The sequence below is a fragment of the Nocardioides sp. NPDC006273 genome (assembly GCF_040613495.1).
Lineage (GTDB): Bacteria > Actinomycetota > Actinomycetes > Propionibacteriales > Nocardioidaceae > Nocardioides.
Window position 1 is genome coordinate 1 of record NZ_JBEXSD010000050.1, and the last position, 25,629, is coordinate 25,629.

The 25,629-nt window shown below is 69.0% G+C and carries 22 protein-coding genes; 11 read left to right on the plus strand and 11 right to left on the minus strand.

The features are described 5' to 3' along the window. Positions 1-138 precede the first annotated feature (138 nt). Both ABZZ22_RS19830 and ABZZ22_RS19835 read right to left on the minus strand, forming a co-directional pair. Positions 139-777 (minus strand): permease prefix domain 1-containing protein, encoded by a 639-nt coding sequence (locus ABZZ22_RS19830; RefSeq protein ID WP_354934659.1) that lies wholly within the window; start codon positions 775-777, stop codon positions 139-141. 126 nt (positions 778-903) lie between these two features. After that, positions 904-1,224, minus strand: coding sequence for a PadR family transcriptional regulator (locus ABZZ22_RS19835; RefSeq protein WP_354934661.1), 321 nt, complete (start codon positions 1,222-1,224; stop codon positions 904-906). Positions 1,225-1,311: 87 nt separating this feature from the next. Between ABZZ22_RS19835 and ABZZ22_RS19840 the strand changes: the two genes are divergently transcribed. From ABZZ22_RS19840 to ABZZ22_RS19850, 3 genes are all read left to right on the plus strand, one after another. Further along, on the plus strand, positions 1,312-3,399 hold the full coding sequence (locus ABZZ22_RS19840; protein WP_354934663.1) for an MMPL family transporter: 2,088 nt from the start codon (positions 1,312-1,314) through the stop codon (positions 3,397-3,399). A gap of 128 nt (positions 3,400-3,527) precedes the next feature. After that, positions 3,528-4,550 (plus strand): SGNH/GDSL hydrolase family protein, encoded by a 1,023-nt coding sequence (locus tag ABZZ22_RS19845; protein WP_354934666.1) that lies wholly within the window; start codon positions 3,528-3,530, stop codon positions 4,548-4,550. Between the two features lie 197 nt (positions 4,551-4,747). Continuing rightward, the gene (locus tag ABZZ22_RS19850; protein ID WP_354934669.1) at positions 4,748-6,547 is read left to right on the plus strand and encodes a penicillin-binding transpeptidase domain-containing protein; all 1,800 of its coding nucleotides are present in this window, start codon (positions 4,748-4,750) and stop codon (positions 6,545-6,547) included. A gap of 274 nt (positions 6,548-6,821) precedes the next feature. Here ABZZ22_RS19850 and ABZZ22_RS19855 read toward each other — a convergent pair whose 3' ends face one another. The 3 genes from ABZZ22_RS19855 to ABZZ22_RS19865 all read right to left on the minus strand — a co-directional run bounded on the left by ABZZ22_RS19855 (position 6,822) and on the right by ABZZ22_RS19865 (position 9,633). Beyond that, positions 6,822-8,333, minus strand: a complete 1,512-nt coding sequence (locus ABZZ22_RS19855) for an SPFH domain-containing protein (protein WP_354934672.1) — start codon at positions 8,331-8,333, stop codon at positions 6,822-6,824. A gap of 14 nt (positions 8,334-8,347) precedes the next feature. Beyond that, on the minus strand, positions 8,348-8,872 hold the full coding sequence (locus ABZZ22_RS19860; protein ID WP_354934675.1) for an NfeD family protein: 525 nt from the start codon (positions 8,870-8,872) through the stop codon (positions 8,348-8,350). Positions 8,873-8,940: 68 nt separating this feature from the next. Continuing rightward, positions 8,941-9,633 (minus strand): pirin family protein, encoded by a 693-nt coding sequence (locus ABZZ22_RS19865; protein ID WP_354934678.1) that lies wholly within the window; start codon positions 9,631-9,633, stop codon positions 8,941-8,943. A gap of 15 nt (positions 9,634-9,648) precedes the next feature. Between ABZZ22_RS19865 and ABZZ22_RS19870 the strand changes: the two genes are divergently transcribed. Next, positions 9,649-10,899: a family 1 glycosylhydrolase gene (locus ABZZ22_RS19870; protein WP_354934681.1), complete on the plus strand. Its 1,251-nt coding sequence runs from the start codon at positions 9,649-9,651 to the stop codon at positions 10,897-10,899. Between the two features lie 9 nt (positions 10,900-10,908). Here ABZZ22_RS19870 and ABZZ22_RS19875 read toward each other — a convergent pair whose 3' ends face one another. Both ABZZ22_RS19875 and ABZZ22_RS19880 read right to left on the minus strand, forming a co-directional pair. Then, positions 10,909-11,337 (minus strand): HIT domain-containing protein, encoded by a 429-nt coding sequence (locus ABZZ22_RS19875; RefSeq protein ID WP_354934684.1) that lies wholly within the window; start codon positions 11,335-11,337, stop codon positions 10,909-10,911. Positions 11,338-11,354: 17 nt separating this feature from the next. Further along, the gene (locus ABZZ22_RS19880; protein ID WP_354934687.1) at positions 11,355-13,355 is read right to left on the minus strand and encodes an NADPH-dependent 2,4-dienoyl-CoA reductase; all 2,001 of its coding nucleotides are present in this window, start codon (positions 13,353-13,355) and stop codon (positions 11,355-11,357) included. Between the two features lie 63 nt (positions 13,356-13,418). On the opposite strand from ABZZ22_RS19880, the gene ABZZ22_RS19885 reads away from it, so the two are divergent. The 3 genes from ABZZ22_RS19885 to ABZZ22_RS19895 are packed head-to-tail and all read left to right on the plus strand — an operon-like array spanning position 13,419 to position 15,879. Then, the gene (locus tag ABZZ22_RS19885) at positions 13,419-14,273 is read left to right on the plus strand and encodes an ABC transporter substrate-binding protein (RefSeq protein ID WP_354934690.1); all 855 of its coding nucleotides are present in this window, start codon (positions 13,419-13,421) and stop codon (positions 14,271-14,273) included. Beyond that, positions 14,273-15,133, plus strand: coding sequence for an amino acid ABC transporter permease (locus ABZZ22_RS19890; protein WP_354934693.1), 861 nt, complete (start codon positions 14,273-14,275; stop codon positions 15,131-15,133). Before ABZZ22_RS19885 ends, ABZZ22_RS19890 begins: the two co-directional genes overlap by 1 nt. Further along, positions 15,130-15,879, plus strand: a complete 750-nt coding sequence (locus ABZZ22_RS19895; protein ID WP_354934696.1) for an amino acid ABC transporter ATP-binding protein — start codon at positions 15,130-15,132, stop codon at positions 15,877-15,879. The genes ABZZ22_RS19890 and ABZZ22_RS19895 overlap by 4 nt, the downstream gene beginning before the upstream one ends. A 266-nt stretch (positions 15,880-16,145) precedes the next feature. Here ABZZ22_RS19895 and ABZZ22_RS19900 read toward each other — a convergent pair whose 3' ends face one another. Beyond that, entirely contained in the window at positions 16,146-17,594 is a 1,449-nt protein-coding gene (locus ABZZ22_RS19900) for a glyceraldehyde-3-phosphate dehydrogenase (protein ID WP_354934699.1), read from the minus strand. A gap of 243 nt (positions 17,595-17,837) precedes the next feature. Here ABZZ22_RS19900 and ABZZ22_RS19905 point away from each other — a divergent pair, with 243 nt between their 5' ends. Next, entirely contained in the window at positions 17,838-18,365 is a 528-nt protein-coding gene (locus ABZZ22_RS19905) for a hypothetical protein (protein ID WP_354934702.1), read from the plus strand. A gap of 45 nt (positions 18,366-18,410) precedes the next feature. Here the strand turns inward: ABZZ22_RS19905 and ABZZ22_RS19910 are convergent, their stop codons facing one another. Continuing rightward, positions 18,411-19,790 carry a protein kinase gene (locus ABZZ22_RS19910; RefSeq protein WP_354934705.1) on the minus strand — a complete coding sequence of 460 codons (1,380 nt, stop codon included), beginning with the start codon at positions 19,788-19,790 and terminating at the stop codon, positions 18,411-18,413. Positions 19,791-19,994: 204 nt separating this feature from the next. On the opposite strand from ABZZ22_RS19910, the gene ABZZ22_RS19915 reads away from it, so the two are divergent. Further along, positions 19,995-21,173 carry a CaiB/BaiF CoA-transferase family protein gene (locus ABZZ22_RS19915; RefSeq protein ID WP_354934708.1) on the plus strand — a complete coding sequence of 393 codons (1,179 nt, stop codon included), beginning with the start codon at positions 19,995-19,997 and terminating at the stop codon, positions 21,171-21,173. Positions 21,174-21,258: 85 nt separating this feature from the next. Here ABZZ22_RS19915 and ABZZ22_RS19920 read toward each other — a convergent pair whose 3' ends face one another. After that, positions 21,259-22,092, minus strand: a complete 834-nt coding sequence (locus tag ABZZ22_RS19920) for a hypothetical protein (RefSeq protein ID WP_354934710.1) — start codon at positions 22,090-22,092, stop codon at positions 21,259-21,261. A 271-nt stretch (positions 22,093-22,363) separates the two neighbouring features. Between ABZZ22_RS19920 and ABZZ22_RS19925 the strand changes: the two genes are divergently transcribed. Next, entirely contained in the window at positions 22,364-23,878 is a 1,515-nt protein-coding gene (locus tag ABZZ22_RS19925) for an NAD(P)/FAD-dependent oxidoreductase (RefSeq protein ID WP_354934713.1), read from the plus strand. 104 nt (positions 23,879-23,982) lie between these two features. Next, complete coding sequence (locus ABZZ22_RS19930) at positions 23,983-24,651, plus strand: TetR/AcrR family transcriptional regulator (RefSeq protein ID WP_354934716.1); 669 nt, start codon at positions 23,983-23,985, stop codon at positions 24,649-24,651. Positions 24,652-24,670: 19 nt separating this feature from the next. On the opposite strand, the gene ABZZ22_RS19935 is transcribed toward ABZZ22_RS19930, so the two are convergent. Beyond that, the gene (locus ABZZ22_RS19935; RefSeq protein WP_354934719.1) at positions 24,671-25,588 is read right to left on the minus strand and encodes a LysR family transcriptional regulator; all 918 of its coding nucleotides are present in this window, start codon (positions 25,586-25,588) and stop codon (positions 24,671-24,673) included. Positions 25,589-25,629 lie beyond the last annotated feature (41 nt).

Consider the following 25,629-nt stretch of genomic DNA (forward strand, 5'->3'; position numbering starts at 1 on the left):
TGGCGATGCGGACGGCGTCGTCCTCGTCGGTGAAGGTCTCCACGGTGAGGACCGGCCCGAAGCCGGAGTGGGCGGTGTGATCCGTGTTGGTCTCGACGCGCCTCCGCCTAACGGCTCCGGCGGCTCGACCAGCGCATATCAGCAGGCGGCGAGGGTGCGCTGGGCCGAGAGGGCGACCAGGGCGAACGGTGCTGCCATCAGGGCGATCGCGCTGATGGCCAGGGTCACGGTGAGGCCGCCGGTCAGGGTCAGCATGGTGAAGCCGGTCACGGGCACCACCGTGGCCGTGGCCAGAGACCAGGCTGCGGTCATCCGGGCCGTGCCGCGCCCGATCCGCAGCCACCGCTGACCGATCGCGGTCGCCACCAGCGCGATGATCGCGCCGAGGGCGCCTGCTGTGCCGACGTACCCGATGAGGACGTCGAGGGCGTGGAAGAGACCGGTGTCCGGGGCGGTCGAGTGGGCAGTCCCGCCGAGGTTGATCCCGCCGTCCCACAGGAAGGCCTGGGGGATCATCACGAGGACGAGCAGAGCGGCCGTGCGTCGGGCGCCGCCGATCGCGACCGTGTCGCGGAAGCCCGGAGCGACGACGTCGACGGCACCGAAGTCGCGTAGCGCGAGAGCCTCGGCCTCGGCGGTCGGGTAGCCCGCCCGGGTGTAGGCGTCGGTCGCGTCCTCGAGGTGGTCGCCGGCCTCGCGCAACAGGTCGCGGCGGGCCCAGCTCGGGCCGGGTACGGCGGTGCGCAGGTCAGCAAGGTAGACGTCGACGGCGCTCATGGGTCCATCCTCTCCGTGCTGCCGGGTCGACCACATCAGGGAACCCCCTGAACTGAGCTCGCCGCGGGTGCGATCTCGGTCATCACCCCTGACGCCTCGGCCGACGGGAGTGACGTCTCGGCTGGGTCAGACCTCGCCGAGGACGCCGGAGACGACCTGGGAGAAGGTGCGCCACTCCTGGCGGTGGGTGGCGAGGGCGCTGCGGCCGGCGGAGGAGAGCTCGTAGGTGCGGCGTTTGCGGCCGCCGACCTCGGACCAGGAGCTGTCGAGGTATCCCGCCTTCTCCAGGCGGCGTAGGGCCGGGTAGATCGTGCCCGTGGGGAGATCCAGCTCGCCACCGCTGCGGGCGCTCAGCGCCTCGATGATCGCGTAGCCGTGGAGGGGCTGCTTCTCGACGACGGCCAGGATCAGCGAGTCGAGGTGGCCACGGAGTGCGTCGGCTTTCATGTAGACAGCCTACACAGACCGGGTTACATTGCCTTCATACGTGTTGTCTGCCTACAGGTAGCCAGACGAGATCAAGAAGGAGACACGATGACCACCCAGACGACGACGAGACCCAGCCCGCTGCGGCGGCTGGCCACCTTCTCCCAACGGCATCACTGGACCGCGCTGCTGCTGTGGGTGGTCGTGCTCGTGGGCGTGACGGGGGCGGCCCAGGGCATCGGCGACGACTACCGCAACTCGTTCGACATCCCGGGAAGCCAGTCCCAGGAGATGGCCGATCTCCTGGCGAAGCACGGCGGAGCGACCGGCGACGAGGTGCGCGCAGTCATCCATGACGAGCGTGGCTGGGACACCGACCAGCAGGCGGTGGACGAGCTGATCGCCGACCTCGCCGACGTTCCCCATGTCGAGACCGTGGAGCCGGCCGATCCGCAGCGCGGGTCGGTGAGCGAGGACGGTACGACCGCACTCGTCACGGTCGTGATGGACGCCGAGGCCGGTGAGCTCCCGACCAGTGCCTACGAGCCCTTCCTCGAGATCGCGGACGACTCGACGACCGACGATCTCCAGGTCGAGATGGCCGGCGAGGCGATGCGCGAGGTGAGCGGGGGCGAGGGCGGCAGCTCGGAGGGGCTCGGGATGCTCGCCGCTCTGGTGATCATGTTCTTCATGTTCGGCTCGTTCCTGGCGGCGAGCCTGCCGCTGATCACCGCGATCTTCGCGGTCGGCACGACCTTCGGCGTGGTCACGCTGCTCTCCCACCTGACCACGATCCCGGACTACACCGCGCCGATGCTGATGCTCGTGGGGCTCGGCGTCGGCATCGACTACGCGTTGCTGGTCTTCTCCCGCTATCGCAGCGAGCTGCTCCACGGCGCCACCCGTGAGGACGCCACCTCGACCGCGATCGACACCGCCGGCCGCTCGGTCCTGTTCGCCGGAGTCAGCGTGATCCTGGCCCTCTGCGGCCTCTACGTGCTGCAGCTGACCTCGATCCAGGGCGTCGTGCTCGGGGTCGCTCTCACCGTCCTGATGACGATGATCGCCGCGGTCACCCTGCTCCCGTCCCTCCTCACGCTGTTCGGCAAGCGTCTGGAGAAGTCGATCCGCAAGCATGCGGCCCGTTCCGGACGCGAGCCCGGCCGCCGCTGGCGCGCCTGGGCCGGTGGAGTCCAGCGGCACCCGTGGGCCGCGTTGATCGTCTCGATGGTCGCTCTCGGCGCCCTCGCGACCCCGGTCCTCGGCCTCCAGCTCGGCTTCGCTGACGCCGGCAACGACGACAGCTCCTCGACCACCCGCAAGGCCTACGACCTGGTGAGCGACAAGTTCGGCCCCGGCGCCAACGGCCCGCTCATCGTCATGACCGAAGGCTCGCAGGGGCAGGCGGACGCGGCGTACGAGAAGCTCCAGACGCACGAAGGCGTGGCCGCGGTGACGCCGCCGCAGCCTTCGGCCGACGGCGCGGTCTACACCGCCATCGCCTTCCCGGAGACCGGTCCGCAGGACGCCGAGACCACCGAGCTGGTGAAGGAGCTGCGCGCCGACCTGGGCGACGACGTCCTCGTCGGGGGCTCGACCGCGGCGCTGATCGACTACTCCGACGCGGTCTCGAAGAAGCTGCCGCTCTTCATCGGGCTGGTGGTGGGCCTCTCCGCGCTGCTGCTGATGTGCGTCTTCCGCTCCGTCGCGGTGGCGATCAAGGCGGCGATCCTCAACCTGATCTCGATCGGCGCCTCGATGGGCGCGATGACGTACGTCTTCCAGGAGGGTCTGCTGGGGGTGGAGCCGGGGCCGATCGAGGCGTTCCTGCCGGTGATGACCTTCGCGATCGTCTTCGGTCTCTCGATGGACTACGAGGTCTTCCTGATCTCGCGGATGCGCGAGGAGTGGCTGCGCAGCGGCAACGCGCAGGAGGCGGTCCGCGAAGGGCTTGCGCACACCGGTGGCGTCATCACCGCGGCCGGTGCGATCATGGTCGTGGTCTTCGGCGCCTTCTGGTTCAGCCCGGATCGGATGCTGCAGGAGATGGGCTTCGTGATGGCGGTGGCGGTGCTGCTGGACGCGGTCGTGGTCCGGTGCCTCGTCGTGCCTGCGGTGATGCGGCTGCTCGGTGCTCGCGCATGGTGGCTGCCGCGGTGGCTCGACCGGATCCTGCCGCGACTGCAGAACGTCTGATGAACGAACGTAAGCGGATTCCGGACGATTACTAAGACGTGAAACTAATTTCCTGCGAGCGAAAGTAAGGGCGCGTACAACCGAAGAGAAGGGCCGCCACCGGTGGCCCCTGGCTTTCGGGAGTTGCCATGAACGGTTTGACCTTCCGCCTGTCCAAAGTCCGCCTCGCGGTCTCCCTCACCTCCACCGCCCTTCTCGGCGCCGGCCTGGCCGTCGCCCCAGGCTCCCCAGCCGCTGCGGCTGGGGAGCCCTACGTCGCACTCGGCGACTCCTACTCCTCAGGAGTCGGCACCCGCAGCTACCTCAGTGACGGCTCCGCCTGCAAACGGTCGACCCTGGCGTACCCGAGCCTGGTCGCCGCGGCGAAGAGCTACAGCCTCAACTTCCGCGCCTGCTCGGGTGCGGTCGTCGCCGACGTCACCAGCAGTCAGCTCAGCGCCCTGTCCAGCTCCACTCGCTATGTGACCATCTCGGTCGGCGGCAACGACGCCGGCTTCGCCGACGTGATCACCGAATGCGCCCTTCCCGCCTGGGCGAGCGACTGCGCCGGAGCGGTCGCGGGTGCGCAGAGCTACATCCGCAACACGCTCCCAGGCAGCCTCGGGACGCTCTACTCCCGGATCCGGTCGGCCGCGCCCAACGCGAAGGTGGTGGTCGTGGGCTACCCGAAGCTGTTCATGGGCGAGGACTGCAACGCCTTCACCTGGTTCAGCCCGCAGGACGAGGCGATCCTCAACGACACCGCCGTGCTCCTCAACAACACCACTGCCTCGCGCGCGAGCGCAGCCGGATTCAGCTTCGTGAACCCGATCAGCCGGTTCACGGGACACGCCGTCTGTGACGACGTCGAGTGGGTCAACGGGCTCTCCAACCCGATCGAGGAGTCCTTCCACGCCAACGCGGCCGGCCACCGCGACGGCTACACACCTCTGGTGAGCTCTCCGCTCACCGGCGCCGCGGTCGCCGCGACCCCGGCACTGGTCGACGCGGCCGAGGCTACCGGCCCCGCACAGGCCGCCAGGCAGCGGAAGTACGCCGCGCTCGACCGCCACATCGAGCCGAAGGTGTTCCAGCCGCCGACCCGTGAACGTCTGCAGAAGCTCGCGGACCAGCGAGGGGTGGACCTGGACGCCTGGCTGGCGACGCACTGAGCGATTTGGCTGTGAAGCCGAGCGTGGCCCACCGGCCGCTCTCGGCTTCACAACCTCCGCGTAGGAGGCGTGTAACCCAATCTTGGGGGCGAGGCTGATAGAACCGTCCCATGCGAGTATCCCGGGGCATAGCGGCCCTTGCTGTTGCTTTACCGCTGCTTGCTGCCTGCGGTGAGGCCGAGGATCCGGGTCCCAGCATGTCGACCCTGACCACGGCCCTGGAGAGCGGCACCTTCACGAAGGTCGACTTCGTCGCGAAGACCGACCCCGCCGAGGTCGCCGACGACTACCGCGATCTGACCGGCAACCTGTTCGGGAAGCTCGGAGCGCCCGACGTGTCCGCGACCAAGCCGGTCTTCTCCGGCCACGGCACCGACAGCGCGAAGTCGATGCTCACCTGGGCGTGGGGGGTGCCGGGCGGCCGGTGGACCTATGAGTCGGAGGTGGAGCTCCACAAGACCGGTGACAAGTGGGAGTTCGTCTGGGAGCCGACGGTCGTCGCCCCGGAGCTCGCCGAAGGACGCAGCCTGCATGTCGAGACCGTCCACCAGCAGCGGGGCGAGATCCGGAGCACGTCGGGAGCGACCCTGGTCGCCGATCGGCCGGTCGTCACGGTGGGCATCGACAAGACCCTGATCGACCCGGTTGCCGCCCCTGCGGCCGCCCGGGACGTCGCCGCGGTCCTCGGCATCAATCCGAAGCGCTACGCCAAGCGCGTCAAGGCGTCCGGGGACAAGGCGTTCGTCGAGGCGCTCTCGGTCCGCAAGCCGATGATGACGAAGGCGAAGGCTGCCAAGATCGCCAAGATCAAGGGCGCGGCCATGCTCAATCGGACCCTCCCGCTCGGCCCTACCAAGGAGTTCGCCTCACCGGTCATCGGCATCGTCGGTGAGGTGACGGCCGAGAAGATGAAGAAGAGGCCCGGGACCTACCTTCCGGGTGATCTCGTCGGCCTCTCCGGACTGCAGGCACGCTACGACGAGCAGCTGCGGGGGAAGCCCGGGCTGCAGGTCGCGGTCCTCGGCGACGAGGGTGAGGTGCTGAAGAAGCTCTACAGCACCGACCCGATCGACGGGAAGCCCCTGGCCGTCACGCTCGACGCGCGGCTGCAGAAGAGCGCCGAGAAGATCCTGAAACGGGTCGAGCCAGAGAGCGCGCTGGTCGCGATCCGGCCCAGCGACGGCGCCGTGCTGGTCGCCGCCAACGGCGCGGACAACAAGATGAACCTGGCGACCTACGGTCAGGCCGCTCCGGGGTCGACCTTCAAGGCGGCGACCACGCTGGCCATGCTGCGCAAGGGGCTCAACCCCAAGAGCCGGGTCAGCTGTCCTGCGAAGGCCACCGTCGACGGCAAGACGTTCAAGAACGACTCGTGGTACCCGAAGTCCGGCTTGGGGAAGATCACCCTCGCCCATGCGGTCGCCGAGTCCTGCAACACCGCGATGGTCGGCGCGGCGGACCAGATCGGCCACGCCGAGATCGCCTCGGCCGCTGCCTCGCTGGGCTTCGGGATCGACCGCGACGCCGGCTTCGCCTCCTACTTCGGCCAGATCCCCGAGCCCGCAGGCGAGACCGAGCATGCCGCCGACCTGATCGGCCAGGGCAAGGTGCTCGCCTCACCGCTGGTGATGGCCTCGGTGATCGGCTCGATCCAGGCCGGTCACACCGTGGTCCCGAACCTCGTCCAGGGCCAGGTCGCCAAGCCGTCGGGCGTGGAGCCGCTCGCCGCGGCGGAGGTCGGCCAGCTGCGTACGATCTTCCGAGGCGTGGTCACCGACGGCACCGGCAGGGGCTTGGCCGACGTGCCGGGCAAGCCGGTGATCGCCAAGACCGGCACTGCGGAGTTCGACCGTGACGGCAAGCGTCTGACCCACACCTGGATGATCGCCGCGCAGGGTGACCTGGCGGTGGCTGTCTACGTCGACGAGGGCGAGAACGGCGCGGCCACCTCGGGCCCGCTCGTGGAGGCGTTCCTGCGGATGGCCAACGAGCGCTAGGCCCGATCCGCGTGCTGCGGGCAAAATGAGATGTGGCCCGGCCGTGAGGCCGGGCCACATTCAATTCCCTCGGTGCCCCTCTACCGACGGGGGGAACAGTAGAGAGACTCGAGGGGCGAGCCTGGCGGCCTTTCGGCCGCGAGGCCCGGTCGAGGCTTGGAGTGCTCCCTCCCTACGTCGACGTGGATAGATAACCAGACTTGTTCCTGGCTGTCACGTCAATGCCCCTTTTCAACAGGATTGGTGACCGGGGTGTTGGCAACGTGTGGATCGGTCAGCTCGGCAGCTCGGCGGAGGGAGCCGCCGTGGAGTCATTCTCACCGTTGCCGGACGACGCCTTGCGGAGCATCGATCCGAGGTCGATGCCGGTCGTGGTCTTGAGCATGGCGAGGGTCTGGACGACGTTGTCGTTGACCTGCTTCGGGATGGCGCCGGCACCGTCGGTGGAGAGCACGGTGAGGTTGTCGATGGCGCTGATCGGCGCGGCGACCTCCTTGGCGACCCGCGGCAGGACCTCGATGAGCATCTGCAGCACGGCGGCGTCGTTGTAGGACTCGAACGCCGAGGCGCGCTTCTCCATCGCCTCCGCCTCGGCCTGTCCGATGGCCAGCGTGGCGGCAGCGCTCGCCTCGCCCTCGGCCCGGGTCGCCTCGGCGCCGGCCAGACGCAGCGACTTCTGCGCGTCACCGCGCTTGGCGCCCTCGATGGCCTCGGCCTCGGCCAGCGCGGCGCGGCGGGCCTTCTCCGCCTCACCGCTGAGCCTGGCCTGCTCGGCGTCGGCCTCGGCCGCGGCGATGGTGGACGCCTTGCGTGCCTCCGCGGCCGCGATCTCGGAGCTGCGGCGAGCCTCAGCCTCCTGCTCGACACGGTAGCGCTCGGCGTCGGCGGGCTTGCGGACCTGCGTCTCGAGCTGTCGCTCGGTCAGCGCCGCTTGGCGTACGGCGACCTTCTCCTGCTCGGTGAGGATGGCCTGGTCGCGGTCGGCCTGGGCAAGGGGCCCGGAGGCGGCTGCGGTGGCGGTGGCGGCGTCGGTCTCGGCCTTGATCTCGGCCTGCTTGAGGGCGAGCGCGCGCTGAGCGACCGCGATCTCCTCCTCGGCCTTGATCCGGGCCTGCTCGGAGGCACGCCGGGCCTCCGCCTCGGCGATCGAGGCGGTCTGGGTGATGCGTGCCGCCTCGGGGCGGCCGAGGTTGGCGAGGTAGGAGCCGTCGTCGGTGACGTCCTGGATCTGGAAGGTGTCCAGGATCAGGCCCTGGCCGGTGAGCGACGACTCGGACTCGTCGGCGACCCGCTGGGCGAAAGCGGCCCGGTCACGGATGATCTGCTCGACGGTGAGGCCGCCGACGATCGAGCGCAGCGCGCCGGCGAGCACCTCCTGGGTGAACGGCTCGATCTCCTCCTGCTGGGAGAGGAACCGCTGGGCGGACAGCCGGATCTGGTCGGCGTTGCCGCCCACCTTCACGATCGCGACACCGTCGAGGTTGAGCTTGATGCCCTGCCCGGAGACCGCGCCGCGGATCTGGACCGAGATCCGCCGCGAGGAGAGGTCCATGGTCGCCAGCTTCTGGACGAACGGCACCACGAAGACGCCGCCGCCGAGCACGACCTTCTGGCCCGACAGGTCGGTGGTGAGCTGGCCGGTCTCGGGGTTGAGGACCGCCTTGCCCTTGCGGCCGGTGACGATGAAGGCGTGGTTGGGACCGGCGACCTTGTAGCGGCTGGTGACCAGCAGCAGGAGCAGGATGACGAGTACGACAAGGCCGGCGATCGGCACCAGCAGTTCCATGAGGATTCCTTCAGTCAGGAGGTGATCTCGCGCCACGTCGGCGCGACGGTGACTGCCGTCGGTGAGAGGACGCCGGTCACGTGCACGGCGGTGCCGGGGGCGATCGGCTCGTCGGTGTCCGGTGCCTTCGCGTTGTAGGTCACGGTGTGGCCTCCGAGCGTCACCCGGATCACGCCGAAGCCGCCGGCCGGGATCGTCGTGATCACCGCGGCGTCCCGCCCGACTGCGTCATCGCCACTCGGAGCAGCATCGGTGTGCTCCTCCTTCAGCAAGCGCGTCAGCCAGAGAGCGAACCAGGCGAAGATCAGGCCGGCGCCGGCCCCGATACCGATGGCGGGCAAGGTGCCGAGAGGTCCGGCGGCGATCGCGCCGCCGAAACCGAAGGCCGACACGAAACCACCGATCGCGGCCGTCGAGAACCAGTCGCTCTCCAGCCAGTCCAGCAGGCCGCCGAGGAAGCCGTCGAGCAGGTCGCCGATCACCAGCGACACGAGCAGGAGGGCCAGCCCGACGGCTCCGATGATCAGGAACGTCGTCACACAGTCCTCCACACTCAACAGCAGTCAAGGTGGACCCTATCCGCCCAGACAGCGGGTTGTCCGCGCTTTCATGCCTCCTGTTCGAAGCACCAGAGAAGAAGCTCGGTCGGTACGCCGGCGCTGACCGTGAATTCCGGCGGCAGGTCCTCGCCGGCGGTCACCTCGAAGGCGTCGCCCGCGGCGAGCGGCTCGGCCATGCCGCTGCGCAGGAGGGCGCCGGAGGCGATGTGGAGGTGGCGGAGCCGGGCCTCGGGAAGAGTGATCTCGGACGGTCCGGAGGTGCCGATGCGGGCGACGTACAGCGTCCCGGCGGGCAGTGACACAGCCTCGGTCCACGCACCCTCGCGCGCGGCGACGTCGTGGACGGCGTACCCCGGTGCGCCGGGGCTGCCGGCGATCCAGACCTGGATGAACCGGGTGCTGGAGGCGGTGGCGAACTCCGAGTGGTCGACGCCGTCACCGGTGGTGAAGACACCCACCTGGCCGGGGGAGACCGTGCCGGTGGCCCCGGACGAGTCGGTGTGGGTCACCTCGCCGGACAACGGCCAGGTGACGATCGAGACTCCGGCATGGTGGTGGGTGTCGAACCCCTCACCGTCGCGCAGCAGGTGCTCGTCGTAGGTCACGATCGGTCCGAAACCGATGCGGTCGGGGTCGTAGTGGGGGCCGAACGAGTAGGTGTGCCAGGTTATTTTTCCTGGTCTGAGGCCGGGCGGCCGCTCTGTGAATCGGGCGTTTCCTCGGCGGATCTGGGCAGTCACAGTCATGATTGTGCCGTGGCGTTTCCCAAGTTTCCGACTGGCTTCCTGTTCGGCACTGCAGACGCCACCCGGCCGGGGGGCGAGCAGGATGTTGCGCTGCTTCAACGACTCGGTGCGCCGGGATACCGATTCACGGTCTCCTGGCGTGAGTTCCAGCCGGGTGGCCGCGGTGCCGTCGATCAGGACGCCCGCGCTCGTTACGACCGCCTGGTCGACGAGCTGCTCGAGGCCGGTCTTCGCCCGTCGGTCACGCTCTACGCCGGCGAGCTCCCCGAGCCGCTGGTCGCCGACGGTGGCTGGCTCAACCGCGCCACGGTCGACGCCTTCGGTGAGTACGTCCAGACGGTCGTGGACCTGATCGGCGACCGGGTCCCGGAGTGGGTGCCGGTCCAGGACCCCAACGTGGCCGGCTATCTCGGCTACGGGCTCGGCACCATCGCACCGGGTCGTCGCGCCGGCTGGGGACTCGTCGCGGCGATGCACCATCTGCTGCTCGCCCACGGCCGCGGCGTCCAGGTGCTGCGCGCAGCCGGGGTCGAGTCGGTCGGGTGCGCCAACCATCACGAGCCGATCTGGCCGCTCTCCGAGGACCCTGCCGACGTCGGTGCGGCCAAGCTCGTCGACCTGGCCTGGAACGCGGTGCCCCTCGAGGCGATGCTGATGGGCCGCTATCCACGCGACCTCGCCGGCCTCGCCGACGAGGTGGTGATGCCGGGCGACATGGCCGCGATCCGCTCCCCGCTGGACTTCTACGGGGTCAACTTCTTCGCCCCGCAGCGCATCGGCGCCTCAGCCGAGGGCGACGAGATCCCGTTCCGGATGGTGCCGCTCGTCGGCCACCCGGCGACCGACACCGGCTGGGGCGTGGTGCCGACCGCCCTGCGCGAGTGGCTGATCATCACCCGCTCGCGTTATCGCGCGGCGATGCCGCCGATCGTGGTGACCGAGTGCGGTGCTGCGTACGACGCTCCGCTGGTCGACGGCGAGGTCGACGACCAGGCCCGGATCGACTACCTCGAGGCACACCTGGAAGCGGTCTCGGCCGCGATCGAGCGCGGTGTCGACGTGCGTGGCTTCTATGCCTACACCCTGCTCGACGGAGACGGCTGGGAGGCGCCGTTCACCGGAAAGGACTGGGAGGACGGCGTGGGTGGGAAGTACGGCCTGGTGCACGTCGACGCCGCCGGGGTGCGCACGCCGAAGCGATCCTTCGCCTGGTACGCCGCACTGGTCGCCGCTCACGCCGAGGGCGCCCCTACGGGATGACTCGGCGGGCTAGAAGGCGAGCTTCGCGCCGATCGCCTTGATCGCGTCCAGGTCACCCGGATGCGGCACCCAAGGCAGCGTGAGCGAGTCCTTGGACTTGTCGGTGTAGCGCGGGATCACGTGGAAGTGCAGGTGGAACACCGTCTGCCATGCGGTCGAACCGCAGTTGTTGAGTACGTTGACCCCGTCCGCCTGCAGCACGTCGACGGCCCGCTTCGCGACCGCCTGGGCGGCCTTCGCGGTCGCGGCGTAGACCGCGGGGTCGGACTCCAGGACATCCTTCGTGTGCGTCTTCGGCACCACCACCGTGTGTCCCTCGGCCGCCGGGGCGATGTCCATGAAGGCGTACGTCTCGTCGTCCTCGTAGACCTTCGTCGAGGGGATGTTGCCGGCGACGATCTTGCAGAAGAGGCAGTTTTCGTTGGGCGAGTCGCTCATGTGCCGAGGCTATCGGGTCACAAGGCGGCAGCGATCTCGGTTCCCTGCTGGATCGCGCGCTTGGCGTCCAGCTCGGCGGCGACGTCGGCGCCGCCGATCAGGTGCCAGTGCTCGCGCTCGGTCCAGAGATCGCGCACGGACTCCTGGCCGGCGCAGAGGACCACGTGGTCGACCTCGAGCGTGTGCGGCTCGCCGTCGACGGCGTAGTGGAGGGTGACGGAGTCGTCGCCGGCCTCGATCTTGTCGTAGGTCGCACCTCGGACCTGCTTGACGCCGTCCTGCTTCAGGTGGGCGCGGTGGGCCCAGCCCGAGGTCTTGCCGAGACCGATCCCGATCGGGGTGGCCTTGCGCTGCAGCAGCGTCACCTGGCGGGCCGGGGCCTCCAGGACCGGCCTGGTCAGGCCACCGCGGAAGGTCGCCGGGTCTCCGACGCCCCAGCGCGCCTTCCACTTCTCGAGGGACTCGGACCGGTGGGTCAGCCAGACGGAGACATCGACGCCGATGCCGCCGGCGCCGATGACCGCGACGCGGTCGCCCGGGACGACCCGGCCGGCGAGCACGTCCGCGTAGGTCACGACCCGGTCGTCCTCGGAGCCGGCGATCTGCGGGACCCGCGGCGTGACGCCGGTGGAGATGATGACGTGGTCGAAGGGCTCCAGGTCAGCGGTGGTGGCCTCGGTGTCGAGACGCACCTCGACCCCCAGCACCTCCAGGCGCCGGGTGAAGTAGCGCAGGGTGTCCTTGAAGTCCTCCTTGCCCGGCACCTCCATGGCGAGCCGGAACTGGCCTCCGAGCTGCGAGGACTTCTCGAACAGGGTCACCGAGAGACCACGCTCGGCGGCCGAGGTGGCGGCGGCGAGGCCGGCCGGGCCGGCGCCGACGACGGCCACGGTCTGCTTGAGCTTGGTCGGGCGCAGCACCAGCGTGGTCTCGCGCGCGGCGCGCGGGTTGACCAGGCAGGAGGCGGCCTTGTTGGAGAAGGCGTGGTCCAGGCAGGCCTGGTTGCAGGCGATGCAGGTGTTGATCTCGTCGGTGCGGCCCTCGGCGGTCTTCTTGGCGAACTCAGGGTCGGCGAGCAGCGGGCGGGCCATCGAGACCAGGTCGGCCTTGCCCGCGGCGATCGCCGACTCGGCGAGCTCGGGGGTGTTGATCCGGTTGGAGGCGCAGACCGGCACGCTGACCTCGGCCTTGAGGCGGGCGGTCATGTCCAGCCAAGCGCCGCGCGGGACCTGGGTGATGATGGTGGGCACGCGAGCCTCGTGCCAGCCGATGCCCGTGTTGAAGACCGACACCCCGGCGTCCTGGAGCGCGTAGGCGAGCTCGATCGTCTCCTCCCAGGTCTGCCCGTCCTCGACCAGGTCGAGGATCGAGAGCCGGAAGATGATCGGGAAGTCGTCACCGACCAGCTCGCGCGAGCGGCGCACGATCTCCACCGGGAACCGCATCCGGTTGGTCGTGGTGCCGCCCCAGCGGTCCTCGCGCTGGTTGGTCCGCTCTGCGAGGAACTGGTTGATCAGGTAGCCCTCGGAGCCCATGATCTCGACCGCGTCGTAGCCCGCCCGCTTCGCCAGCGCCACGCTCTTGGCGAAGTCGCTCACGGTCGCGTCGACGGCCTTGTCGGAGAGTGCCGCAGGCTTGAACGGGTTGATCGGTGCCTGGATGGCCGAGGCGCTGACCGAGAACGGCGTGTAGGCGTAGCGGCCCGCGTGCAGCACCTGCATCGCGATCGCGCCACCCTCCTCGTGCACCGCTGCGGTGACCCGGCGGTGCTGGGCGGCGTGCAGCCGGGAGCTCATCTCGCTGGCGAAGGGCTTCAGCCAGCCGCGCTTGTTGGGGGCGTAGCCGCCGGTGATGAGCAACCCGGTGCCGCCGCGTGCGCGCTCGGCGAAGTAGGCTGCCAGCTTGGGAATGTCCCATGCGTGGTCCTCGAGACCGGTGTGCATGGATCCCATCACCACCCGGTTGCGCAGGGTGAGAGACCCGATCGTCAGCGGAGAGAGCAGGGATTCGTACGCCATGGACGTATGCTACTCATGAGTAATAAGAAGCGGCCACCGGCCGTCCCATTTACGCTTCGGCACATGCGTACTCGCCTCACCGCCCTTCTCGTCGTTCCGATCGCCCTCGCTGCCACGTTGTCCGCGTGCGGGAGCGAGAGCGACACCAACGCCGAAGGCGGCGCCCCCGCCTCCTGCAAGGCCGCGGATCTGCCGCTGAAGCAGGACGGCAAGCTGACCATCGGCACCGACTCTCCTGCGTACGAGCCGTGGTTCTCCGAGAACGACCCCAGCAACGGCAAGGGCTTCGAGGCTGCGGTCGCCTACGCGGTCGCCGACCAGCTCGGGTTCGCGAAGGACGATGTCGTCTGGGTCAAGCAGGCGTTCAACACCTCCTACACGCCGGGTGCGAAGAAGTTCGACTTCGACATCAACCAGATCTCCATCACGCCGGAGCGAGCGAAGGTCGTCGACCTCTCGCAGGGCTACTACACCGCCTCGCAGGCGGTCGTGACGATGGAGGACGACGCGGCCAAGGCGGCGTCGCTGGCTGACCTCGAGGGTCTCAAGCTCGGTGCGCAGACGGCGACCACCTCGCTCACTGCGATCCGCGAGGACGTGCGGCCGAGCACGGATCCGCTGGTCTTCGACACCAGCGACCAGGCCAAGCAGGCGCTGCTCAACGGCCAGGTCGACGCGCTCGTCTTCGACCTGCCGACCGCGTTCTACATCACCGCGGCCGAGATCGAGGGCAGCACGATCACCGGGCAGTTCGAGAGCAGCTCGACGCCGGAGGAGTTCGGTCTGCTGACCGAGAAGGACAGCGGCTTGGCTCCGTGCCTCGACGAGGCGCTGACCGCGCTCGAGAAGGACGGGACCCTCGCGGCTCTCGAGAAGGAGTGGCTCTCTGACGTCGTCTCCGTTCCTGTCTTGAAGTGATGGGGTCGATTCGTTCGGCGGGTGAGTGGGTTCCGAGCGAGCGGGAGCTCGAGAGGCAGGCCGTACGCCGTCGGCTGAAGCTGCAGCAGATCGTCATCGCCACGGTGGTGACCGCGGTGGTGACGGTCGGGGTGGGGCTGCTGGTCGTCTCCTCGCCCGGGTGGGACCGGGTCCGGGACTACTTCCTGAGCTGGTCGCACGCGCGTGACTCGTTCGCGGCGATCGCCGAGGGATTCTGGATCAACATCCGGATCTTCCTGATCGCCGAGCCGTGCGTACTCATCCTCGGAGCCCTCGTCGCCATCACGCGCCAGACGACCTCCCCGTGGCTGGCGCCGCTGCGGTTCCTGGCCACCGGCTACACCGACCTGTTCCGCGGAGTGCCGTCGATCCTGGTCGTGGTCATCTGCGGCATCGGCATCCCGGCGCTGGGCCTGTCCGGGGTGACCAACTCGTTGTTCTGGCTGACCACGTTCGCGCTGGTGCTCTGCTACGGGGCTTATGTCGCCGAGGTCTTCCGTGCCGGCATCCTGTCCATCCATCCCACCCAGGTCGCCTCGGCCGAGGCGCTGGCGCTCACCCACACACAGACGATGCGCTTCGTGGTCCTCCCTCAGGCCGTACGTCGCGTCGTACCGCCGCTCATGAACGACCTCGTCTCGCTGCAGAAGGACACCGCCCTGATCTCGGCGGTCGGTGTCTTCGAGGCGCTGCGGACGGCCCAGGACTACCAGGGCTACAACTTCAACGGCACGCCGTTGCTGGTCGCGGCCGCGTACTTCCTCATCGTCGCGGTGCCGCTCACCCGGCTCACGGACTGGCTGATGAGGCGACAGATCGAGAAGGAGCAGGGCCGATGACCGAGCCGATGGTGTCCCCGCTGCTGGAGGCCAAGGGGCTGCGGAAGGCCTACCGGGGCCGGGTCGTGCTCGACGACCTGGACCTGTCCGTCGCGGAGCACGACGTGGTCTGCCTGATCGGTGCGTCGGGCTCGGGCAAGTCGACCCTGCTGCGCTGCCTGAACCTGCTCGAGACGATCGACGACGGGATCATCACCTTCGCCGGCCGGGAGATCTCCGACCCGCTCGTGGATCCGCGCTCGGTCCGCCGCGAGGTCGGGATGGTCTTCCAGGCCTACAACCTCTTCCCGCATCTGTCGGTGCTCGACAACTGCACGCTGGCGCAGGTGCGGGTGCACGGTGTGCGTCCGGACGAGGCGGCCGATCGTGCGCGGACGCTGCTGGCCCGCTTCGGCCTCGCCGACAAGGCCGACGCCCACCCGGATGCTCTCTCCGGAGGTCAGCAGCAGCGGGTCGCGCTGGTGCGGGCGATGTGCACGCGGCCGCGGTTGCTGCTCCTCGACGAGATCACCGCCGCCCTCGACCCCGAGCTCGTCGGCGAGGTGCTGGAGATCGTCCGAGCCGAGGCGGAGGCCGGCACTACCTTGGTGCTCGCCACCCACGAGATGTCGTTCGCCCGGGAGGTAGCCACCAAGGTCTGTTTCCTGGACGGTGGCCGGGTGCTGGAGCAGGGATCGCCGGAGCAGCTCTTCGGTGACCCGGTCGAGGATCGCACCCGCGCCTTCCTCGCCCGCGTTCGCTCCTGAATCCAGCCCCGTCGTCAGGACCACCCAAGTGGTTTCCACAGAGTCATCCACAGGATCTTGATTGCGGTCGCCTGGACCAGAAGCCGACTCCTAGCGTCAAGCAGAAGGAGCGGCTCGAGTACGAGATGTGGCTCCGATCCGCCCCGGTACTGCGCGACGTCGCGCAGGTCGGCCTGACCGAAACCGACGCCATCCTCAGGGCCAGGGACCACGCTGCCCCGCCTCATCCGGAGGCCGGACGAGACGGGGCAGCGTAGACGTCAGGCTCAGACAGCAGCCGGGGCCGGGAACGTCGGGTACTCGACACCCGAGATCGACTGCACGGTGCGGACGACCTGGCAGGAGTAGCCGAACTCGTTGTCGTACCAGACGTACAGGATCGCGGAGTCGCCGTCGACGATGGTCGCGTTGCCGTCGACGATCGAGGCGGCGCGGGAGCCGATGAAGTCGGAGGAGACCGCGTCACGGGCGGTGGTGAAGTCCACCTGGCGACGGAGTTCACCGGTGAGCGACGCCTCGCGGAGGAAGTCGACGACCTCTTCCTTGGAGGTCTCGCTCTTGAGCGAGAGCGACAGGATCGCGATCGAGACGTCCGGGGTGGGGACGCGGATCGAGTTGCCGGTGATCTTCGCCTTCAGGTCCGGGAGTGCCTTGGCGACCGCGGAGGCGGCACCGGTCTCGGTCAGGACCAGGTTGAGCGGTGCGGAGCGACCGCGACGGTCGGCCTTGTGGTAGTTGTCCAGCAGGTTCTGGTCGTTGGTGAACGAGTGCACCGTCTCCACGTGACCACGCACGATGCCGAAGCGGTCCTCCATCAGCTTCAGCGGCGGGACGATGGCGTTGGTCGTGCAGGAAGCGCACGAGATCACGGACTCGTCGCCGCTGAGGGTCTGGTGGTTGACGCCGTGGACGATGTTGGGGACGTCGCCCTTGCCCGGCGCGGTCAGCAGCACCTTCTTGATGCCCGGACGCAGGTGCTGGGAGAGGCCCTCGCGGTCACGCCACCTGCCGGTGTTGTCGATGAGGATGGCGTCCTTGATGCCGTACGCCGTGTAGTCGACCGTCGTGGGGTCGTTGGAGTAGATGAACTGGATCGGGTTGCCGTTGGCGATGATCACGCCGTTCTTCTCGTCCACCGTGATCGTGCCGGCGAACTGACCGTGGATCGAGTCGCGGCGCAGCAGCGAGGCGCGCTTGATGAGGTCGTCCTCGCCACCCTTGCGGACAACGACGGCCTTCAGGCGCAGGCCGTGACGCGAGCCGGCCTTCTCGACGAGCAGGCGGGCGACGAGGCGGCCGATGCGGCCGAAGCCGTAGAGCACGACGTCCTGGCCGCCGTTGCGCTCGAGCTTGTTCCCGCCCGTCGCGCCCGCCAGCTTCTCGGCGACGAACTCGTCGGCGGAGAGGCCGCGGTCGTCTTCGGCGTACTGGACGGCGAGCAGACCGAGATCGATCTTCGACGGCCCCAGGTCGAGCTTGGCGACCGCCTGGAGGAGCGGGAACGTCTCGGTGACGGAGAGCTCCTCGCCCTCGATCTGGCGCGCGAAACGGTGCGCCTTGAGGATCGAGATGTCGGACTTGCTCACCAGCGACCGGCTGTGGACCAGGATGGTGACATCCTTCTCGCGGTAGAGCTTGCCGATGATCGGGATCATCGTCTCCGCGAGCTCCTCGCGGTGCTGCCAGTCGTTGAAGGTCTCGTCGGTGTTGCTCACAGCTCAACTTTCGGTTGCTCGGGAAGGCTCGGCCCGATCGGGCGCGCGGCACACTCAGCCAGGCTCGATTATCGGGACTCCCAGAGCCGCGGCCACCTTGATCGATCCAACCTCTGGCTCGGTGTGATCCGGGTCTCCTGAGCGGCCCGAGATCAGCGGAGTGCGGGAAAGGTACGGGAATGCGGTGAGTGGCCTGCCCTCTACGGTCTCGACGAATACGAACCTAGACCTAAGGAATCGATGATGCGCATCAGCAGACCCAGGCTCCGTGCTTACGTGGCCACAGTCGGGCTTCTCCTTGCGGCGCTGCCGATCGGCCTGGCCGCCTCCCCGTCGCAAGCTGCCTCCACTGGCAGCTGCAACACGGCATCGACGAGAACTCTTGGCCTTTCGGCGTACCCCCACGACTACGGAAAGATCCCCCTCAACGGCGGCAGCTGGGACTGCTGGATGGGCAACGGGCATGGCACGACCGCCGGCCAGAAGAGCGCAGTCAAGGCCCTCCAGAGGAACATTCTGACGTGCTATTCGAGCACGACAGCTGCCCAGCGTATCCGGGACAGCGGAGGTGACGACGGGTTGTACCGCTCGGGCATGGTGAGCGCGATGAAGGCCTTTCAGCGGTACCAGCTCGGCTTCACGGGCAGCGACGTGGACGGTGTCTATGGTGTCAAGACCCGGAAGGCGATGCGGTGGGCTCACCACTCTTCGAGGGGCGTGATCCTCGTCTACCCGACCGGGTACCTCTGCACGAACCCCAACCGGTTCTGAGCACTGGATGGCCTCACGGCACGACGTATGTAGGCGTTCCCTGCCTCAAGACGCCGCGGGCGTCGTCGGCTCCTCGGCAGGTGGCTCGGTCGGCTCGGGCGTCGCGGTCTCGGTCGGCTCGGCGGACGGTGTCGGGCTGACCGGCTCGCTGGTCGGTTCGGTGGGGGCGGGAGCGCTCGGCTCCGGCGCCTCGGACGGCGCCGCGTCGTCGCTGGGCACGCTGTTGCTGGGGGCGATCTCGTCGTCGCTCCCGGCGCCCTCGTCCTCAGGCGCTTCGTCGACCTCGGGCCTCGTCCGGGTGTCCACGGATCCGCCCACCGGCGTTGTCGGTGCGCTGCTGCTCTGGCCGTCGGTCGGCTCGGCCGAAGGGGTCACCTCACCGACCTTCGGCGCGTCCTCCCGGCCGGGCAGGAGGACGGTGTTGGCGGCGACGGCCACGCCTGCCGAGACCAGGACCGCTGCCACGGCTGCCAGGACGGCGATCTTCCAGCGTCGCTTCGACGGCTGGGAAGGCTCAGCGAACGTGGGCGCCCGAGTGGGCAGGTCGGCGGTGTCGCCCGGGGACGACGGTGCGCGAGCGACCCCGGCAGCCGCAGGGAGTCGGTGGGGTGGCGTGCCGAGAAAGGTCTCCTCCGTCGAGGTGGCCGGGGCGGGCAGCAGAGTCCAGTCGCCGTTGGTGGCGAGGATGTCAGCCGCGGAGGGTCGGGAGGTCGGCGCCTCGGCCAGGCAGGCGGCGACCAACGGGCGCAGGTAGACCGGGCAGAGGCTCAGGTTGGGGGACTCACCCGTGAGGAGGTGTCCCATCGACCCGATCTCGCCGCTGAACGGCCAGCGTCCGGTGGCTGCGACGAACGCGACCAGTCCCAGCGCCCAGATGTCGACGGCGCTGGAGAAGGTGCCGGTCTGGACCTGCTCGGGCGCCTGGTATCCGTAGGTGCCGACGGCCTTGCCGGTCTGGGTCAGCGCGGTGCCGTCCACCGATCGGGCGATGCCCATGTCGATCACGCACGGGTCGGTGGCGCCGTAGAGGATGTTGCCCGGCTTGATGTCACGGTGGACCAGGCCGGTGGCGTGCACCGCGGCGAGAGCCTCGGCAACTCCGGCGACCAGCTGGCGCACGTCGATCTCCGGCAGTCGCTGGCCGGACCCGACCAGCTTGCTGAGCGGCGGGTCGGCGACGTACTCGCTCGCCATCCACGGCTGCTCGGCACCGGGGTCGGCGTCGAGGACTCGCGCGGTGAACCGGCTCTCCACCTTCTTGGCGGCCTGGATCTCTCGCTCGAACCGCGCGCGGAACCCCGGGTCGGAGGTGAGCTCGGGAAGGATCGCCTTCACCGCCGCCTGCATGCCCGCCGCGTCCTCGCCCAGATAGACGACGCCCATGCCACCGTGTCCGAGGCGGCCGGTGAGCGTGTACGGACCCATCTCGCGGGGGTCGTTCGCGGTGAGCGGGCTGACCGAGCTGGTCGGTCGGGACTGGGGGGATGGGGGAAATTCCCGAGACAACTTCTCTGCTCCTGTGCACCGGCGAGTGTGCCTCGGAGCGTATCGGACGCAGGCGCTGGGATCCGTGATGCCAGGCGGAGGGTTCTCGACTCTGTGAGACCCGATCCTGCGAGTATGGCCGGCATGACTGAGTCGACGGAGAAATCCACAGTGACACTGGGCCAGGGCACCGGTCCCCTCCGCGGGGTCAAGGTCGTCGAGCTGGCCGGGATCGGGCCGGGCCCCCACGCCTGCACGCTCCTCGCGGACATGGGCGCGGACGTGATCCGGGTCGATCGTCCAGGCGGCAACGTCCTCGGGGGCGGCGCCGGGGACCTGCTCACCCGAGGCCGTCCGAGCATCGCCCTGGACCTCAAGAACCCGGATGCCGTCGAGACCGTCCTGCGCCTGGTGGAGACGGCCGACGTGCTCATCGAAGGGCTGCGTCCCGGGGTCACCGACCGGCTGGGGCTGGGGCCGGAGACCTGTCTGGAGCGCAACCCGCGGCTGGTCTACGGCCGGATGACCGGCTGGGGCCAAGACGGGCCGCTGGCCCAGTCGGCCGGTCACGACCTCACCTACATCGCCACCACCGGCGTGCTCAACGGGCTCGGTCAGGACCGGGCTCGACCCCACTTCCCGCTCAACCTGCTCGGTGACTTCGGCGGTGGATCGACCTACCTGGTCATGGGCATCCTCGCCGCGCTCGTCGAGGCGAAGACCACCGGCGAGGGGCAGGTCGTGGACGCCGCGATCGTGGACGGCACCGCTCACCTCGCCACGATGATCTCCGGCATGCTCGCCTCCGGGTCCTGGCACGAGCAGCGGCAGAGCAACCTCCTCGACGGCGCGATGCCGTTCTACGCCCTCTACGACACCTCCGACGGGCGCCAGGTCGCGGTCGGTGCGCTCGAGGGCAAGTTCTTCGCCGAGATGGTGACCCGGCTCGGACTCGACGGAGTCTGCCCGGGGCAGTACGAGATGGAGCGCTACGACGAGATGCGCGACCTCTTCACCAAGACCTTCGCGTCGAAGACGATGGCCGAGTGGGCCGAGATCTTCGAGGGCACCGACGCCTGCGTCGCCCCCGTCCTCACTCCCTCCGAGGCCGCTTCGCACCCGCACCTGCAGGCCCGACAGACGTACGTGACCCACCACGGTGTCACCCAGCCGGCTCCCGCCCCGCGGTTCAGCCGCACCACCTCCACCCTGGGTGCGGGACCCGCCGCCAGCGCCGGCCAACACACCCGCGAGGCCCTCGCTGCCTGGGGCGTCGCCGACGTCGACGCGTTGATCGAGAAGGGCGCTGCGTTCCAGGACTGAGGATCAGGGCTGGCCGGACGAAGAAACGGCGCGGCGCACGACCCGAAGGTCATGCGCCGCGCCGATCTCAGTGACGCGGGCTTGCTCAGTCGTTGCGGACCAGAGCGGCAGCGCGGCGACGCAGGACCACGACCAGCGCGAGGCCGGCAGCGGCAGCGCCGGCGAGCATGGCCAGCAGCGGCCACATCGCGGGCACGGCGGATTCGCTCTCGCCGGCGAGGCCGGCGTCGATGTTGGTCGGGACCTCGGAGTCGGTGACCGGCGCCTCGGAGGACTCCTCGTCAGCGGGCTCCGTCTCGTTCGAGACCGGGGTGGACTCGGACGGCGTCTCGGAGGGCTCCTCCGACGGCGACTCGGACTCCGACGGGCTCGGGCTCGGAGTGGGGGTCGGAGTCGGAGTCGGGGTCTCCGACGCGGGAGGAACGGTCACGCAGCCCTTGAACCAGAAGACCTTGGTCTTGGTGTCGTTGCCGCGGCTGCCCGGGGTGTGGATGGTGACCTTCGCGTGGAAGCCCTGCTCCGGGTGGGCGAGGCCGGTGGCGGTCAGCGTGTAGGTCTCGCGACCGTCGAGACCGTCGTCGGTGCCGGCGCCGCTGGCGGGGTCACCGCCCACAGGGACAGAGGACTTGCCGTCGACGGTGAGCTCACCTTCGTCGGTCGGCGAGTGCAGCTCGAAGCTGATCTCGGAGACGATGTCGTCGCCCTCGTCGAAGCCGTACCACTCGATGTCCAGGGTGCAGCCGACGTGCGGCTGGTTCTCCGGGACCTCGTCGATGTCGCCGTGGTTGATGACCTTGACGGTGCCGTTGTTGCCGCTCGGGTCGCCCTTGTCGCCGCCGGTGGCGAACGCCGGGGTTGCGACCAGACCGGCCAGTGCTGCGCCTGCGAAGATCGCACCGGCGCGTTTGATGCTGAACACTCGAAAACCTTTCGAAGACCGTTGACCGCTAACTGCGGTCCGTGCGCAGCTTCAGCCATCGAAAGCGATGGGTGAATGACCCAAGAATCGCTGTGGAGGCTTGCCGCCCCCGCAGCTGCCGTCGGCAGCGTAGTGACCCGAGGCGACACCTACAAGATGGCGCGCCAAGGGTGTTGGGGAGATGTGGATCGACGGTGGAGCGACAGATTTGCTTGCAAAAGTTTGCGAGACAGGGTGTCGCAAACACGTACTCCCGGGTAACCTTGCCCACATGCATGTCGACGTACTGATCATCGGTGCCGGCGTCTCCGGCATCGGAGCGGCTGCGCAGCTCCGTGAGCGCCTCCCCGGCAGGACGCTCGCCATCCTGGAGCAGCGTGAGGCCAGTGGCGGCACCTGGGACCTTTTCCGCTACCCGGGCATCCGATCCGACTCCGACATGTTCACCTTCGCCTTCAGGTGGCGGCCCTGGGAGAGCGCGCAGGCCCTCGCCGACGGTCACCAGATCCGTGACTACCTGCGCCAGACGGCGAAGGACTACGGCGTCGACAAGCTGATCAGCTACGGCCACAGGGTCACCGGTGCCTCCTGGAGCAGCGCGGACAAGCAGTGGACGGTCTCCGTCGAGACCGCCGACGGCCCGGCCGAGATCACCGCTGGCTTCCTGTGGAACTGCTCGGGCTACTACGACTACGACAACGGCTATCAGCCGGAGTTCCCCGGTCTCGACGACTACGAGGGCGCCTTCGTGCACCCGCAGCACTGGCCCGAGGACCTCGACTATGCCGGCAAGAAGGTCGTCATCATCGGCTCCGGCGCGACCGCGGTCACCCTCCTGCCCAACCTGGCGGGGGAGGGCAGCGACCGGGCCGAGAAGGTGACGATGCTGCAGCGGACGCCGACGTACATCCTCTCCCGACCGGGCCAGGACGCGATCGCATCGCTGCTGAAGACGGCACCGTTCAGCCTGCTCGGCAAGCTGCCCTTCAAGCGCCTGCGCGAGAAGATCGGCCACGAGGCGGTCCGCTGGGAGAACATCGCGCTCACCGTCGGCACCTACCAGCTGGCCCGCCGGGCTCCCGGCGTGGTCAAGAAGGTCATCCGCGACCAGTGGATCAACGGGCTCACCAACCGCGGGGGCCGTCCCGGCATGAGCAAGACCGAGGCGATCGCCTACGTCGACAAGCACTTCAACCCGCCCTACGACCCCTGGGACCAGCGCATCTGCTTCGTCCCCGACGGCGACATGATGAAGTCGATCCGGGAGGGGTACGCCGCAGTGGTGACCGACCGGATCAAGACGTTCGTGCCGAAGGGCATCGAGCTCGAGTCGGGCGAGACGCTCGAGGCCGACATCGTCATCTCCGCGACCGGGCTCAACCTGCGACTCTTCGGCGGGCTCGACTACACCGTCGACGGCGAGCCGATCAACCTCCCCGACCAGATGGCCTACAAGGGCCTGATGATCACCGGGATTCCCAACTTCGCCTACACGATCGGCTACACCAACGCCTCCTGGACCCTGAAGGCCGACCTGGTCACCGACTACGTGATCCGGCTGCTCGACTTCATGGGTGAGAACGGCTACGACGTCGCCTCCGTCGCCCGGGATCCGAGCGTCGAGGAGCGGCCGTTCATGGACCTCGCCTCCGGCTACATCCAGCGCTCGCTGGACCTGATGCCGAAGGCGGGAGACCGGGCGCCGTGGGCCGCGAAGCAGAACTACCTCGTCGACATGAAGGCGCTCGGTTCGCCGGTCGCGGACGGCGTGATCCGGTTCGGCTGACACCCGTCTGAGCCTGCCTGACCTCTGCTCTCGTCGGGCTCGTGATTGCTGTGACAGGCGTTCCGCGCCCGCCGTGAAGTACGTGGGACTACGATGGCCCCACCATGGATGGCAGGGCAGTTCGCTGGAAGCGTCACAACGATGACCGACGCAAGCGCATCGTCGATGCCGCGATCGGTCTGATCGAGACCGAAGGCGTCAACGTGAGCCTGCAGGCGATCGGCCAGGCAGCCGGGCTCTCCCGGTCCGTGGTCTACCGTCACTTCGCCGACCGGCGTGAGCTCGACCTCGCCATCCAGGCCGACATCCTCGACGGGCTGTGGGCCAAGCTCTTCCCGGCGATGGAGCTGACCGGCTCGATCCGCCAGATCATCTCGCGCACCGTCGGGGCGTACGTCAACTGGGCGCTCGAGCACCCGCTCCTGCACCAGGTGGCCGACGTCGACACCGCACCGAACGGCACCGGCCCGCTGCAGCAGGGCCTCGACCGGATCGCGGAGCGGATCAAGGAGCTGATCCTGGCCGCGTTCGAGCTGGCCGGCGTGGAGGTCTCCGAGGTCGACAAGAAGGCCGTCGACCCGCTCATCTACGGCCTGATCGGGATGGTCTTCGGAGCCGTACGCCGCTGGGTGCACCTCGGCGAAGGAATCCCCGACGCCGAGCACCTGACCGCCGTCGTCACCGAGGCGGTGCTGGCCATGATCGACACCCGCACGGTGGCGTACGGACTCTCGATCGACCACGACCAGCCGCTCGAGGAGATCTTCGCCTGACCCCTGTTGCGGGCCGAGGTCAGTCGGGCAGCGTCAGATCCGGTGGTACCACGCGAGCCAGCGCGGAACGGCAGGCGATGATCCCCGCCGAGTCGGCGATGGCGGTGCGGGCGGCGGTGAAGACCGTACGCCGCGGCGAACCCGCCAGCTCGATGAGCCGCACCGCGGTCCGGTGGCGCACCCGCATCAGGTCAGAGAGCAGCGCGACGGCGTTGCCGGACTCCACCAGCGCGACGTGGGCCTCGACGTCGTCGGTCTCGTAGCGGACCTCGGGCTCGAAGCCGGCCCGGCGGCACTGCTCCTCGATCCAGTGCCGGGAGGCGGTGCCCGGCGGCTCCATCGCCCACGGGACGCATCCGGCCTCGGCGAGGGAGGTGATGTTGTCCCAGATCGCTCCGGAGCCGCGGGGCGGGAGGGCGAGTCGGAGCCGGTCGGTGGTGAGCGGCTGCCGGTCGAGACCGTCGAAGTGGGGTGCGCCGTGGTCGGGGTAGTGCTCGGCGACCACCAGATCGAGCTCGCGCAGGGCGAGGTCGTGGAGGGCCTGCTCGGGCGCGCGCTGGGACAGCATGACCCGCAGCCGGGGATGACGTCTGGTCAGGTCGGCGAGGGCCTGCGGCATGTAGGCGAGGGCCACGGACTGGAAGACGGCGACCCGCACCGTGCCGGCCGTCTCGTCGCCGAGTGAGGTGACCGCGGCCTCGGCCGCCTCGAGCCGGGCCAGGATCTCGGTCGTGTGCTCGACGAGCACCTGGGCCGCGGCGGTGAGCTGGACCCGTCTTCCCGCCTTGGTGAGGAGTGGGACGCCGACCTCCCGCTCGAGCTGGCCGAGCTGCTGGGAGACCGAGGACGGGCTCTGATGGAGAGCCTCGGCGACCTCGGCGAGGGTCCCGCGAGCGGCGAGCTCGGCGAGCAGTCGGAGGCGGCGGACGTCGAGCATTGGAAACCTTCAGGTTTGCTTATGGATAATCCCCAGGAAAC